Source organism: Corynebacterium sp. MSK019 (assembly GCF_030232425.1).
Taxonomy (GTDB): domain Bacteria; phylum Actinomycetota; class Actinomycetes; order Mycobacteriales; family Mycobacteriaceae; genus Corynebacterium; species Corynebacterium jeikeium_D.
Map to the genome: position 1 here is coordinate 169,799 of NZ_JASPJT010000004.1, position 14,523 is coordinate 184,321.

The 14,523-nt window shown below is 61.6% G+C and carries 11 protein-coding genes; 8 read left to right on the plus strand and 3 right to left on the minus strand.

What is annotated here, in order from left to right; all coding sequences use genetic code 11:
* Window positions 1–45 precede the first annotated feature (45 nt).
* The 5 genes from QP982_RS04405 to QP982_RS04425 are packed head-to-tail and all read left to right on the plus strand — an operon-like array spanning window position 46 to window position 4,729.
* The gene (locus tag QP982_RS04405; protein ID WP_070429701.1) at window positions 46–1,161 is read left to right on the plus strand and encodes a M24 family metallopeptidase; all 1,116 of its coding nucleotides are present in this window, start codon (window positions 46–48) and stop codon (window positions 1,159–1,161) included.
* A 32-nt stretch (window positions 1,162–1,193) separates the two neighbouring features.
* Complete coding sequence (locus QP982_RS04410; RefSeq protein WP_048734074.1) at window positions 1,194–1,958, plus strand: SDR family NAD(P)-dependent oxidoreductase; 765 nt, start codon at window positions 1,194–1,196, stop codon at window positions 1,956–1,958.
* Window positions 1,955–3,181, plus strand: coding sequence for a bifunctional cobalt-precorrin-7 (C(5))-methyltransferase/cobalt-precorrin-6B (C(15))-methyltransferase (locus QP982_RS04415; protein ID WP_070549296.1), 1,227 nt, complete (start codon window positions 1,955–1,957; stop codon window positions 3,179–3,181). Before QP982_RS04410 ends, QP982_RS04415 begins: the two co-directional genes overlap by 4 nt.
* A 46-nt stretch (window positions 3,182–3,227) precedes the next feature.
* Window positions 3,228–4,001, plus strand: coding sequence for a precorrin-4 C(11)-methyltransferase (gene cobM / locus QP982_RS04420; RefSeq protein WP_016422807.1), 774 nt, complete (start codon window positions 3,228–3,230; stop codon window positions 3,999–4,001).
* The gene (locus QP982_RS04425) at window positions 3,989–4,729 is read left to right on the plus strand and encodes a cobalt-precorrin-6A reductase (protein WP_016422808.1); all 741 of its coding nucleotides are present in this window, start codon (window positions 3,989–3,991) and stop codon (window positions 4,727–4,729) included. The genes cobM and QP982_RS04425 overlap by 13 nt, the downstream gene beginning before the upstream one ends.
* A 3-nt stretch (window positions 4,730–4,732) precedes the next feature.
* Here the strand turns inward: QP982_RS04425 and cobJ are convergent, their stop codons facing one another.
* The 3 genes from cobJ to cobG are packed head-to-tail and all read right to left on the minus strand — an operon-like array spanning window position 4,733 to window position 8,184.
* A complete protein-coding gene (gene cobJ, locus QP982_RS04430) occupies window positions 4,733–6,343 on the minus strand; it encodes a precorrin-3B C(17)-methyltransferase (protein ID WP_126108034.1) in 1,611 nt (536 codons plus the stop codon).
* 3 nt (window positions 6,344–6,346) lie between these two features.
* Window positions 6,347–6,997 carry a precorrin-8X methylmutase gene (locus tag QP982_RS04435; protein ID WP_070549302.1) on the minus strand — a complete coding sequence of 217 codons (651 nt, stop codon included), beginning with the start codon at window positions 6,995–6,997 and terminating at the stop codon, window positions 6,347–6,349.
* Window positions 6,998–7,008: 11 nt separating this feature from the next.
* Window positions 7,009–8,184 (minus strand): precorrin-3B synthase, encoded by a 1,176-nt coding sequence (gene cobG / locus QP982_RS04440; RefSeq protein ID WP_284870250.1) that lies wholly within the window; start codon window positions 8,182–8,184, stop codon window positions 7,009–7,011.
* 251 nt (window positions 8,185–8,435) lie between these two features.
* On the opposite strand from cobG, the gene QP982_RS04445 reads away from it, so the two are divergent.
* The 3 genes from QP982_RS04445 to QP982_RS04455 all read left to right on the plus strand — a co-directional run bounded on the left by QP982_RS04445 (window position 8,436) and on the right by QP982_RS04455 (window position 14,519).
* Window positions 8,436–9,998 carry a lipase family protein gene (locus tag QP982_RS04445; protein WP_049170527.1) on the plus strand — a complete coding sequence of 521 codons (1,563 nt, stop codon included), beginning with the start codon at window positions 8,436–8,438 and terminating at the stop codon, window positions 9,996–9,998.
* Between the two features lie 173 nt (window positions 9,999–10,171).
* A complete protein-coding gene (gene cobN, locus QP982_RS04450) occupies window positions 10,172–13,822 on the plus strand; it encodes a cobaltochelatase subunit CobN (RefSeq protein WP_070567063.1) in 3,651 nt (1,216 codons plus the stop codon).
* Window positions 13,823–13,898: 76 nt separating this feature from the next.
* The gene (locus tag QP982_RS04455) at window positions 13,899–14,519 is read left to right on the plus strand and encodes an FxsA family protein (RefSeq protein ID WP_048734054.1); all 621 of its coding nucleotides are present in this window, start codon (window positions 13,899–13,901) and stop codon (window positions 14,517–14,519) included.
* The last annotated feature ends 4 nt before the right edge of the window (window positions 14,520–14,523 follow it).

Below are 14,523 nucleotides of genomic sequence, written 5' to 3' on the forward strand. Positions count from 1 at the left end.
ACTCAACCGGCGACGGGCACAGGCCGACGGGTACAGTTGGCAACTATGAGCAACGGTATCTTTAGCTTTGACATCTATCAGCAGCGTCTGGATCGCACTGCGGAGCTACTCCGCAGCCGCGATGCGGACGCTGCAGTCTTTGGAACCGGCGCTGACCTGCAGTATCTCATTGGTTCTGCGGTCACTTCGCATGAACGCCTGACCGCGCTGGTGGTCACTGCATCCGGCACCACCACGTTGGTACTGCCCGCCGTGGAGCGCGGGGATCTGCCGCTGTGCGCTATCGGTGATCTCAACGCCGATGTGGTGTTGTGGGAAGACGGAGAGAATCCGCACCGCATTGTCGCCGACTTGGTGGGCCACGTGGGCACCCTCGCAGTGGGAGCCTCTTTGACCGCTGACCACTTGATTCCCATTCAGGATCTCACCAGAGCTAAAACTGTGTTGGCCGGAGACCTTCTGAAGGAACTGTTCATGCGCAAGGACGCCGCTGAGATTGAACAGCTGCGCGAGGCCGGCGCCGCTATTGACCGCGTTCACGCTCGTGTGCCGGGCATGCTGCGCGCAGGTCGCACTGAGCGCGAGGTCGCCGACGAGATCTCGGCTGCCATCCTGGAGGAGGGGCACGTCGCCATTGACTTCGTCATTGTCGGCTCCGCTGAAAATGGCGCGAATCCGCACCACGATTTCTCCGACCGCGTCATCGAGGAAGGCGACGTGGTGGTCGTCGATATCGGAGGCACCTTGCCGCTTGGCTACCACTCCGATTGCACGCGCACCTATGTCGTCGGCAAGCCGGGGGAGAAGGAAGCTGCAGCGTGGACGGCTCTGCGCAAGGCGCAGGAAGCTGCCGTGGCGGCGGTGCGCCCCGGTATAACGGCTGCAGAGATCGATGCGATTGCGCGCAATAGCCTCACCGCTGCGGGCTACGGCGAGTACTTCATCCACCGCACTGGTCATGGCATTGGCCTGTCCACGCATGAAGAGCCGTTCATTATGGCTGGCAATGAGCTCAAGCTCGAGCCTGGCATGGCGTTTTCGGTGGAGCCGGGTGTGTACCTGCCGGGTGAGTTCGGTATGCGGCTGGAAGACATCATCGTTGTCACCGAAGACGGCGGAGAATCGGTCAATAATGGTCCGCACGATTTAATTACCGTCTAATCGAGGTTTAGAGGAAAGGTATTTTCTAGCGCATGGGACACGTACTCGTTCTTGGTGCCACCAGCGAGATTGGCGGGGAAGTTGCCGCGCGACTGGCCAACCACAACACCTTCACGCTCGCTGCGCGCCGCACTGAGGCGCTCGACGGCATTGCCGGTCGGCTCATCGACTCCGGTGCCGTCGCGGTGCACCGCATCCACTTTGATGCCGATGACATCGCGGCACACCGCCAGTTCGTCGAGCACGCCTGGCAGCACGGTCCCATCGACACGGTGATTGTCGCGTTCGGTATCCTCGGTGATCAGCGGAAGTGTGAGGAGTCCGGCGAGGCTGCTGCGGCAGTCATTCATACCGACTTCACAGCACAGGCATCGATTCTCACTGAGCTTGTCGCGCGCATGGAGTCCGACATCGCCTCCGGCACGCTGCCTGTGCGCGATAAGGTCGCGGGCCGCATCATGGCCTTTTCCTCTATCGCAGGTGCCCGCGTGCGCCGCGCCAACTACGTCTACGGTTCGGCGAAGGCCGGTCTCGATGGTTTCCTCCAGGGCATGCAGGACCGCCTGCACGGGAGCCATATTCAGCTGACGATTGTCCGGCCGGGCTTCGTCATCGGCCGCATGACCGAAGGCATGAAGCCAGCGCCGATGTCCTCGCGCCCCGCCGAGGTCGCGGAGGCCGCCGTCACTGCTTTCGACGGTCGGAAGCCCCACGTCTGGGTGCCGCGTAAATTGGCATTGCTCGCACGCGCCACACATCTGACTCCGCGCTGGATTTGGCGGAAGATGCCCCGATGAGCCCAAAGCTTCGCGTCGTCGGCATCGGCTGCGACGGGTACCCTGGCCTATCCGCCCGCGCTGTCGAGGCGTTGTCGTCGGCTCGCCGCATCATTGGCTCTCCCCGTCAGCTCCATTTGCTTGCCGACGTCAACCTGGACGCCGACCTCTCACCTTGGCCAGGTGGCTTCTGGAAGGATTGGCGGGCCACCCTGGCAGATATTGACCCCGCAGTCGATGTCATCCTCGCCAGTGGCGATCCCATGTTCCACGGTGTCGGCGTGTCCCTGGTCCGGGAGCTCGGCCGTGGCGCCGTGGAGGTTATTCCAGCGCCATCGTCAGCCTCATTGGCCTGCGCTTACCTCGGCTGGCCCTTGCATGACACTCCGGTGATTTCGCTGGTGACAGGCGAGCCGGGGCTACCTGGTGCCGCGCGTGTCGTACCGGTAGCGGATTCACTACGGCCCTTCCTGGTGCTGTGCCGAAACGCGGACTCAGTGAAAGAGGTCGCTACGGTTTTAGCCGACCGCCCAGACACCAAGCTCACCGCGCTGACCAATCTCGGCGGCACGGAAGCTACAGGGCTGCCGGAGTCCGTTGCCGCAGGCACGGTGGCGAACCCACCAGTTCCAGCTGGCAACCTCACGGTGCTGGCGGTGGAGCCGTCGGGAAGCGCGCGCGGCTGGCTGCGCGACGGTGACTTTGATTCAGATGGCCAGCTGACGAAGGCGCCGATTCGCCAAATGACGGTCGCTGCGTTGGATCCGCGGCCGGGAGCGCTGCTGTGGGATGTCGGCGGTGGCACGGGGTCGATTGGCATTGAGTGGGCTCGGCACGGCGGACGTGCGGAAATTTTCGAGCGCGATGCTGTTCGTGCAGAGCGAATTGCTAAGAATGTGGCGGCTCTGTCTGGCAATGTGACCGTCCACCGCGGAGCGGCACCAGCGGTGTTGGCGGACTCGAATCTTCGCCCAGATGCCATTTTCATCGGCGGAGGTCTCACTGCTGACGGAATGATTGAAACCTGTTGGCAACGCCTTGCCCCGGGAGGCACCATCGTCGCAAACACCGTGACGCTGGAGTCGGAGGCTCTGCTGTGGCAGGCGCGTCGCGACTATGGCGGGGATGTCACCCGGCTTTCCGTGGAGCGCGCAGGTGCAGTCGGCAGTTTCACTGCGTGGCGCCCTACGTTGCCGGTGGTGCAGTGGGTGGCGGAGAAGCCAGTAGAGCCTGCGCTACCATAGACGTAATTTCTCTGTCTAGAAAATATTGAGGACTCTGTAACTCACAATGACTGTGTATTTCATCGGTGCAGGCCCGGGGGCAGCGGATTTGCTGACGCTGCGCGCGGACCGGCTTATTCGTTCCTGCCCAGTGTGCCTTTACGCGGGATCGATTGTCCCGCCTGAGGTGCTGGAACACTGCCCCGAAGGCGCAGAGATCATCAACACCGCGCGAATGCCGCTGGATACCATCATCGAAACCATTCAGGCAGCGCATGCGGCGGGCAAGGATGTCGCACGCCTGCAGTCCGGCGACCCGTCGGTGTGGTCGGCGCTGGCAGAACAGGTCCGTCGTCTCAGCGAGCTCGGCATTGACTACGAAATCGTTCCGGGTGTGCCGGCATTTTCCGCGGCGGCGGCCGCTCTGGGCCACGAGCTCACGGTGCCAACTGTTGGCCAGTCGGTGGTGCTGACTCGTATCTCCGGGCGCGCTTCCAAGATGCCGGAGGGCGAGACCCTGGAGAACTTCGGCCGCACGGGCGCAACTCTGTGCATTCACTTGGCCGCCCACGACATCGATCGTGTGGTCGAGGAGCTCACCCCGCATTATGGTGAGCACGGTCCGGTGGCAGTCGTGGCTTTCGCATCCCGTCCGGAACAGGTTATTCTCCGCGGCACGCTGTCTGATATCGCGCAGCAGGTCAAGGATGCAGGTGTGACTCGTACGGCTGTCATCATTGTCGGCAAGGTGCTCACCGCCGAGGCGTTCCCGGATAGCTACCTCTACAGCGATGATCGTCCACGCGATGAACACGGACGGACCATTCCATGCGTGCACTAATTCTGGGTGGAACTGCTGAAGCCCGCGCCCTGGCCAAGCGCTTAGTGGGCGAGGGCTGGTTTGTCACCTCTTCACTGGCCGGTCGCGTTTCTAACCCGAAGCTGCCCGTCGGCAATGTCCGCATTGGCGGTTTTGGCGGTCCCGCAGGACTGACTCGGTGGCTCATCTCCGATGCCACTGAAGTCATCATCGATGCCACGCATCCGTATGCAGAACAGATCAGCGAATCTGCTGCTGAAGCTGCCCGAGCCACCGGTATTCCGCTTGTTGCGCTGCATCGCCCTGCGTGGGAGAAGCAGCCTGGCGACAACTGGATTGAGGTGTCCTCCATGCAGGAGGCCGCGGACGTTGTTGCCGACCGTTTCTACAGCCCGTTTCTCACTATTGGCCGTCAGCAGCTTGCTCCATTTGCCGGTGATTCCAACGGCCGTTACCTCATTCGCTGTGTGGAACAGCCCGCGCCGCCGCTGCCGAAGAATCGGAAGATTATTCTCAGCCGTGGGCCTTACGATGTCGCAGCGGAGCGCAAGCTCATGCGGGATTACGCCGTGGACTGCGTGGTAACCAAAAACTCCGGTGGTGCTGCTACTTACGCCAAGATTGAGGCAGCCCGCGACCTGAAGAAGCCGGTCGTTATCGTGCAGCGCCCGCAGCTGCCCGGCGCGGATATCGCCACCGTCGCCACAACGGTGGATGAGGCGTACAACGCCGTCATCCGCCGGGCATAGCGGCTAACGCAGCAACTCGCCAGTTCCGCTGGTGCCGCCCTCACCGTAGTGGCGTGCGGTGTAGACCCGAGTGGTCTTGCCGGCACGATACGCCTTTGTCGACGACGAACCAATAATCACCATGGTCCGCATATCGACGACATCCGGGTCGAACTCCGCCAGCGTGGTCACGGTGACGTGTTCCTGCTCCGAGCCGACTGCCCGCGCCACAATCACAGGCGTTGTCGGCTCGCGGTATTCCAAAGCCAAGGCACGCAGCTCTCGAATCTGCCATCTCCGCGACTTGGAGGCCGGGTTGTAGACAGCAAACGCCATGTCCGCACCGGCTACAGCACGCACTCGCTTAACGACGACCTCCCAGGGCTTCAACCTGTCGGAGAGACTGAGCATCGCAAAGTCATGGCCAAGGGGAGCACCCACTCGACTTGCGACAGCCTGAGCAGCAGTCATGCCCGGCACGACTCGAACTGGAATGTTTCGCCACATATCGTCGTCAGCGACTTCCAGCACTGCGGCCGCCATGGCGAAGACCCCCGGGTCACCGGAACTGACCACCGCAACTCGACCTCCACGCTTGGCTATATCCAGCGCCATAGTGGCTCTCTCTGCCTCTACGCGGTTGTCGGAGAGGTGGCGGCGTTGCCCGGCGCGCTCAGGAACCCGGTTGATGTAGGTGGAGTAGCCAACCAGATCCGTGGCCCGGGCCAGTTCCTCAGTGACTTCTGGGGTGGTCCAGCGCTCCGCACCCGGGCCCAGGCCGACAACGATAACTTCACCGACCGCTGGGGTAGCCGACTCAGTCGCCGTATCGGTGGCTACACCGGTCGCCACATCATTAGCTGGCTCTGATGCTCCAGATACGCTCCGTTCAGTGCCGTAGACAGCGGAAGGCACGACGGCTACTGCAAAGTACGGAACTTTCTCCGGGTCTGCATCGACCAGCGGGTAGCTGGTGTGCTCATTCATCGTTGCTCGCTCGACAACGTAGGCGCGCTCGAGCATGCCTGCGGACTGCAACGCTGTGCGCACCTTCTCAACGTTTTTCCCCAGCTTCATAATGACTACACAGTCTGAGGCGTCAAGAACCGCAGCGATGCGCTCGGAATCGGCGGTGGCTGGGACAACGCTGACGATTTCGGTAGCCTCGCCGAGCGGCTGACCAATCTCTGCTGCCGCCGCAGTAATGCTGGCCACTCCGGGGACAATCTCAGTGGGGAAGCCCTCGCTGAGAGCGTGGTGCAGATGCTGGTACGAGCTATAGAGCATCGGGTCACCGAGCGAAAGCACTGCAACACTTCGTCCCTCGGCCAAGTGCTTGTGCAGGCGAGCAGTGGCCTCTGCATAGAAACCGGCGAGCTGCTCGCGATAGTCGGCTGGGCGCCCGGTGGTCACCGGGTATTGCAATTGTTCTTCCACGGCAGCGTCGTCACGCGCGTCAATCAGTTCGGCGGCGATTGAGCGCGCCGTGGAACGTCCGTGAGTGCCGGCATGGTAGGCGATGACATCGGCTGTGCGGATGATGTCGGCACCGCGGAGTGTAATGAGACCTGCGTCGCCGGGACCGAGTCCGACGCCGTAGAGATGACCAGGCTGAGCACTGTAGGAGCCGGACATGGTTTAGATGATCTCCTTTGCGGTGGCAATGGCATTGAGGGCAGCACAGGTGATAGCCGAGCCACCGCGACGGCCGGTGACGGTGATGTACTTCAGCTCTGGGTTTTCGGCACCGGAGTCGATAGTGACCTGCTTTGATTCCGCGGCACCGACGAAGCCCACTGGCATGGCCAAAATGGCAGCGGGCATGGGGAAGGAGCCCTCATTAATGCGGTTGAGCAGGTGGAAGAGGGCGGTGGGAGCGTTGCCGATGGCGACAACCGCGCCCTCTAGGCGTGGCTTCCACAGCTCCACGGCGGCAGCAGTGCGCGTGGTGCCGAGTTCTTGAGCCAGCTTGGGGACGCGCTCATCACGCAGCAGGCAGATGACCTCGTTGTCAGCAGGTAAGCGCTTGCGGGTAATACCCGAGGCGATCATGTTGACATCGGTGAAGATAGGAGCGCCTTCCTCGAGAGCCTGGCGAGCTGCGCGCACAGCTCCCGTGGAAAAGACGATGTCCTTGGTCAGGTCGGTCTGACCTGCTGCGTGAATCATTCTGACAGCGACGGTTTCCTCATCGGCATCGAAGCGGGAAAGATCGCTTTCTTCGCGAATGATGGCAAACGAGTTACGGTAAATATCCGCACCGTCGGTGTTGTACTCAAAGCGCTTCATAGGCTTAAAGCCTAGTCCACAGCAGTGACTTCGTATTCTCCGTCCCCGGTGGCGAGATAGTCGAAGTAACCGCCCTTGGGCTTGCCGCAGCGACGCTCACAACCGGAGAAGTGCACGCGCCCCTCGGGCAGTCGGCCATCAGCAATTGCGTGAGAAGCATCGCCGCGGGTGTCAGCCAGAGACTTTTTGCAGCCGGGGCGTCCGGTGCAGGCGCTGACGCGCAGCCAGGTGGACTTCCGGTCGAAGACCAGGCCATTGGGCGCCAATACCTTGACGACCTGTTCGGCAACTTCCTCTTCCAAATCGTGCAGAATCAGCGAGTACCACGGAGTGACGTGCACAGGAACTTGCGTATGCGAAATCGCACGGGCCAGACGCGCCGGGAGGACGCCAAAGCGCAGGCCAGCGGCCAGGCTAACCAGGCCATCCGGCTGGTCAATCCAACCGATCTGGCGGGACAGCCCGGCGGTGGCATCAAAGCTCTCAGCCGGGGTCGGCTCCTGGCGACGGACTCGGGCGCCCAATTCCTCGATTACAGCATCGGCAATGCGCTCGGCCGCATTGGCTTCCGCGATGCGCCAGGCTGAACCACGGCTGTCATTCCACACCTTCGCTGTGGTGATGAGAGCCTCCACGACGTCGTCACGCGAGACGACAAGCCCCGAGGTCGCGCCGCCAATGATGAGTTCGAACGTGCCCTCATCGTGGGCGACAACGCCGAAGTCGGGGCGCTCACCGAGCACGTCACCGCGGCCGTCGTCGAAAGCCATGAGTGTGCGACCTGGCAGTGTTGCCAGCGACGGCTCCGCGATGAGGGCCTTGTCGAACTCTTGAACCAGGTCGCGCACATCAGCTTTACCGCCGACGCGACCGGACAGCGGCGACTGAAGAACGTTGCGTACGCGGTCGTGGCTGGTGGAGGGAACCAGCTTCTCTTCTTCCGCGGCATCGGCGAATGCGCCGGTGTTGGTGATGCCACGGATCTGAACATTGCCGCGGGAGGTGAAGTGAATATCACCGTCGCCGAAATTCTCGGCCAAATCGGCGAGTACGGCGAAGCCCGGCGCGGGGAGAAAGCCTCCGGGGAAGCGCAGACGACCAATTGCGCCATCAGCTGCGATATGAACCTTGCGGCTGCCGGGGCAACCGTCCTGACGAGTGCGGGTTCCTTGATCAGATGCAGTCATACTCTCAAGAATACGCAAACACACACAGAGCTGAGCCCCCGAAAACAGGGGCACATTATCCAGCCCCTTTCCAGCCCAACGAAACCATCCTGAAGTGGAGTTTTCATACCCCTCCGCAAAAACATACAAATTCTTCACTGAAAATCCACCGATCTACCTTTTTAAAACCTTATTGTTTTCATAACCTAACTTCCTCTGAATTAAGGGAAGTTTTCATTGGGTTTTCAATCTGGGGTTATTCAGGAGATTTCATGCCACATCACGACGCTGAAGCACTCACGCACGAGGCACACGACACCGTCGGCACCGGCCGTGCCTCGACACAGACACGCTCTGCTTCACGACGAAACCGTCGCACAATCCGAACGGGAATCGGGGTAGCGCTAGCAGGTCTTATGACCATCGGCCTGGCTACACCTGCAAACGCACAGCCACTAAACATCCCGGGCCTATCGGATAGTGGGCTGGCGGATAAGGTGTCGTCGTCAAGCGCAAACCGCGAACTGCCTGGTTTCGGCCATGTACCGAACCCGAATATGGAGAGGCTACTCGGCATCGAGAAAGACGATGAGGAGTCTGGTAGCGAGGGCGCAGGCAGGCAGCTGACCCCGGAACAGGCTCGCGTGGCCGCAGCCTCTCCGCTGAATTCTCTGCCGCTGACCCCGTCGCGCACGGCAAATGCCGGCATGCTGGTCAGCAGTGAGGATGCCGAGATGATGGTGAACGACAAGCTGTGGAATGTGGATGCCAAGCGTATTCACTACAACTCCACGGATTCCCTCGGAAATCCCAGTGTGGACACAGCCCTTGTGGTGACGCCGAAGACGGAGTGGAAGGGCAGCGGTCCGCGTCCGGTCGTCGCAATCGCGCCGGGCACGCAGGGTGGCGCGGAAAAGTGCGACCCCTCGGTATCCTCGCAGACCGGCCTAAAGATTGAGTTCGGTCCGTTGGACATTATTGCTCCATACGAGACGATCCCGATGGTCGCGAACTTGAAGCGAGGCGCGACTGTGGTGATGATCGACCACCACCGCAATTCCCAGGGTAACCAGGACTACGTCGACAACATCGCCTCGGCACAGTCACTGTTTGATGCCGTGTCTGCCTCACACGAGCTCGGCGTGGACAAAAATGCGCCCGTGGGAATTTATGGCTACTCCCAGGGTGGCTCCGCAGCCGCTGCAGCCGCTGAGCGTGCAGGTGTCTACGCTCCAGAGCTCAACGTCGCCGCATCTGCCGCCGGCGGCCCGCCGTCCGATCTCGCAAACGTCCTCGACCAGATTGATGGCACTACGCTGACCGCCGCGATTGCACTGGCAATCAATTCTGTCCTGGATAAGGATCCGGAGCTGCGCCGAGTCCTCAAGGAAGAAATCAGCCCCGAAGGCAAAGAACTGCTGGACAACGTGGGCAACTACTGCGCGGGTGGCTTGGGTTTCCATCACTCGTTTGAAACCACTGACCAGTACACGACTAGCGGTGAGTCACTCAGCGAGATGATTAAGCGCTACGAGCCGGTACAGAAGGAACTCGCACGCCAGCGCGTCGGCAACTTCGTCCCAAATGCGCCGGTGTACCTCTACTCGGGTGAGCATGATGACATCATCCCCATCAACCAGGTTCGCAAGCTGCGCGATTCCTGGCTGAATCTCGGCTTCACCGACCTGGAGTACGTCGAAAACACGACTTCACCGGTGCTACCGAAGACGGGCATTAACCATATCGTTCCGATGCTCGCGGAACTGACTAATGCCACCGACTTCCTCTGGTCCCACTTCCCAGATCAGCCGGCGGAGCAGTCGCTGGAACTCTAGCAATAGCCCCTGCAGTAGAGTGATGGAGAAATCCACTGCCATGCCGCTGACGAGAAGCTCGGTGAAAATCCGCACGGTCGCGCCACTGTCACAGTCAGACCTCGTCATCGGTTAGAAGGCAGACTCCCGCCGACCGGGGACGCGTTGCTCCCCAGGAAGTGAATGACTACACCGTGATTCTGCTGCTGTCGACCTCGGATACCGACCTTCTGTCCGCCCGCGCGGCCGCTCAGGCCAACCCGGAGGTGTCCTACCGTTGGGCAAACCCGGCGCGTCTGCTCGACGATGATTTGCCCACGCTTGCCGACGGCGCCGATGTCGTCATCATCCGACTTCTCGGTGGCCGCCGCGCCTGGGAATCCGGCATCGACTACTTTGTGAACTCCGGTATTCCCACCGTCCTCGTCTCCGGTGAGCAGGCACCCGATGCCGAACTCACCGAGTATTCGACAGTTCCCGCAAACGTCGCCACGCAAACGCACATTTACCTGGCAGAAGGCGGCGCAAAGAACCTCGCACAGCTGCACAATTTCCTGTCGGACACACTGCTTCTGACCGGTCTTGGCTTTGAAGAGCCCACTCGCATGCCGGCCTGGGGTTTCCTGGAGCGCGACTCCAAGGTGGCCACGGAAGATTCCCGCGGCACCGTCGGCATTATTTACTACCGCGCCCAGCACCTGGCGGGAAATACGCACTACATTGAGGCGCTTGCTGACGCGGTCGAGGCTCGCGGCTACGTCGCCAAGCCTATCTTCGCCGCGTCCCTGCGCACCGCCAGCGATGAACTGCTGGCAGAGCTAGCTTCCTGCGACGCGCTCATCACCACGGTGCTCGCCGCTGGCGGCAACCGCCCGGCACTCGCGCAGGCCGGCCAGGACGATGACGGCTGGGATGTCGCCGCACTCGCAGACCTGAACATTCCCATCATCCAGGGTTTGGCCCTGACTTCGTCCAAGGCGGCATGGGAGGACAACGACGAAGGTCTGTCGCCGCTGGACGTCGCAACACAGGTCGCCGTCCCCGAATTCGACGGCCGCATCATCTCGGTCGCGTTCTCGTTTAAGGAAATCGACTCCGACGAGCTCATTTCCTACGTCCCGGATCTCGAGCGTTGCGACCGCCTGGCCGGCATCGCCACCCGTTACGCCGCGCTCCGCCACATCAACAACGCTGACAAGCGCGTCGCCGTCATGCTCTCTGCGTACCCGACCAAGCACGCCCGCATCGGCAACGCTGTCGGTCTGGACACACCAGCATCCACGTTGAAGGTGCTGCACGCGCTTGCCGACGCCGGATACAACCTCGGCGACACCACCAAAATCCCCGGATATGCCACCGCCGAGGATGGTGCCGATGAACCAGATGCGTTCATGCACGCCATCATCGAGGCCGGCGGCCAGGACCCGGACTGGCTGACCGAAGAGGTTATGGAGGCAGCCGAGCTTCGCCTGCCCGCTGCCACCTACGAGAAGTTCTTCGCTACCTTGCCGGAAGAACTTCGCTCCGACATGCAGGACAAGTGGGGTGCCGCGCCGGGCACCCTGTACGTCCACCCGGATACCCAGGACATCTACATTGCGGGCCTGACCTTCGGCAATGTCGTGGTCATGGTGCAGCCACCGCGCGGTTTCGGTGACAACCCGGTGGGTATCTACCACGACCCGGATCTGCCGCCGACGCACCATTACCTGGCCTGCTACCGCTTCCTGTCGCTGCCGCAGGCGGAGGGCGGTTTCGGCGCCGATGCCGTGGTTCACATGGGCAAGCACGGCAACCTGGAGTGGCTGCCGGGCAAGACCGTCGGCCTTTCCGCTTCCTGCGGCCCGGATGCTGCCATCGGCGAGCTGCCAATGATCTACCCCTTCCTGGTCAACGACCCGGGCGAAGGCACACAGGCCAAGCGCCGTGCTCACGCCACGCTTGTCGACCACCTCATTCCGCCAATGGCCCGCGCCGAATCCTACGGTGACATCACCCGTCTGGAACAGCTTCTCGACGAGCACCAGAACATCTCCGCCATGGATCCGGCCAAGCTGCCGGCCATCCGCCAGGAGATTTGGACGCTGCTGACCGCCGCGAAGATGGACCGCGACCTCGGCTGGGACGAGCGCCCGGACGAGGAGGTCTTCGATGACATGCTCATGCATGTCGACGGCTGGCTCTGCGAGATTAAGGACGTCGCCATCCGCGGTGGCCTCCACGTGCTCAGCCAGGCACCGGAAGACGAATCTCTAATCGGCACTGTGACCACCATGTTGCGCGCCCGCCAGCTGTGGGGCGGCAAGCAGACCCTGCCGGGCCTGCGCGAAGCTCTCGGCCTGGCCGAGGACGGCACCGATGAACGCCACGCTGTGGACTCTATCGATGCACTGGCTACGGCACTGGTAACCGCCGTGGTGAAGAATCCCGACCAACCAGTGACACAGATCGCGGCTGATGTGCTCGGCTCCGAGGAATTCGCCGATATCGCGGCACCAAACGGCCTCGATCAGGTTGTCGAGCTGCTGCAGTTCACCCGCGACGAAATTCTCCCGCGCCTGGCTGCTACCAGCGAGGAGATCCCGCGCATTCTTTCCGCTCTCGATGGCGAATTCGTTCCGGCTGGCCCCTCCGGTTCACCACTGCGCGGCCTGGTCAACGTGCTGCCAACTGCCCGCAACTTCTACTCGGTCGACCCCAAGGCGGTGCCGTCGCGCCTGGCTTGGGAAACCGGCGTCAACCTCGCCGATGGCCTGATTGAACGCTACCGCGCCGACCACGGCGAGTACCCGAAGTCGGTTGGCTTGTCGGTATGGGGCACTTCCGCCATGCGTACCTCGGGCGATGACATCGCCGAGGTGCTCGCGTTGATTGGTGTGCATCCGGTGTGGGATGACGCATCTCGCCGTATTGTCGGCCTTGAGCCGATTCCGCTGGAGGAGCTGGGCCGACCGCGCATTGACGTGACCGTCCGTATTTCCGGCTTCTTCCGTGATGCGTTTCCGCATGTTATCGACCTTTTGGATGACGCGTTTCAGCTCGTCGTCAAGCTTGATGAATCCGATGAGGACAACTACGTGCGCGCCCATGCGAAGGCCGACCAGCAGGAGCGCCCGCGCCGTATCTTCGGTTCCAAGCCGGGCACCTATGGAGCTGGCCTGCTGCAACTTATCGATTCCGGTTCCTGGCGCGATGACGCGGACCTGGCGAAGGTCTACACAACCTGGGGCGGCTACGCCTATGGCCGCGGCGTCGACGGGGAAGAGGCCGCTGACGACATGAAGACGGCCTACCGCCGTATTCAGGTTGCCGCGAAGAATGCCGATACCCGCGAGCACGATATCGCCGACTCCGATGACTACTTCCAGTTCCACGGCGGCATGATCGCCACGGTCCGTGCACTGACGGGTTCCGCTCCAGAAGCGTATGTGGGAGATTCCACGCGCCCGGACGCCGTGCGTACCCGCACCCTGCACGAGGAGACGCGACGTGTCTTCCGTGCCCGCGTGGTCAACCCACGCTGGATGCAGGCAATGCGTAACCACGGCTACAAGGGCGCCTTCGAAATGGCCGCAACCGTCGACTACCTCTTCGGTTACGACGCGACGGCGAAGGTCATGGATGACTGGATGTACGAAACGCTTACCGACGAGTACGTTGCGAACCCGGAAAACCGCGAGTTCTTTGAACAGTCGAATCCGTGGGCTCTGCACGATATTTCCGAGCGCCTGATGGAGGCCGCCGAGCGCGGTATGTGGGAAAACCCCGACCAGGAACGCATGGATCTGCTGCGCCAGACCTACCTGGATACAGAGGGCGACTTGGAGGAGCGCGCTGACCGGTAGGCGACCGCTAGTCGTCGTCTAACCGGCCGATAGCCGTAACCACTTGCTCATCTAGTGGCGGTTACACTGGGGAACTATGAGCAAGTGGTTCACAATTATTTACCTCATCGCCGAGATTGCGGCCTTTATCGCACTTGGTGAATGGATTGGCTATGGCTGGACCGTCCTGCTGGTTCTGGGTCTATTCATTCTGGGATTGGTTTTCGCCGCCATCGAGTTCAAGCGCATCTACCAGAAGTTGCTGCTGGATACTTCTCGTACTCTTACTGAGTACGGACAGAAGCATCCGGAGGAGGCAATCAAGCGCTCGGCAAAGGGCGCGGGACACTTTGTGGCTGACTCGGCAATCCTGTTGGTTGGCTCTTGGCTGATTGCCCTGCCGGGCGTCGTCTCCACGGTTGTTGGTTTCCTCATGGTGCTACCGCCGACTCGCTGGCTGATTCGTAAGAGCGGATCGGTGGCGCTGCTCAACGGACTCCGCAACTTCAGTGACCGCAGCATGATGGTGGTCTCTCAGTACGGCATGAACCCGGGTGCTCCAGGAACTGGCGCTGGTGCTGGCGGTTTTTCGGGTTTCCCTGGATTCTCTGGTGGTTTCCCGGGTGCGGATGGCAAGGCCTTCCCACAGGATAAAATCGTCCCACCGGCACCGGACAACGCCTGGGATGATGACCAGGACGACAGCGACAAGCGCTAACTCA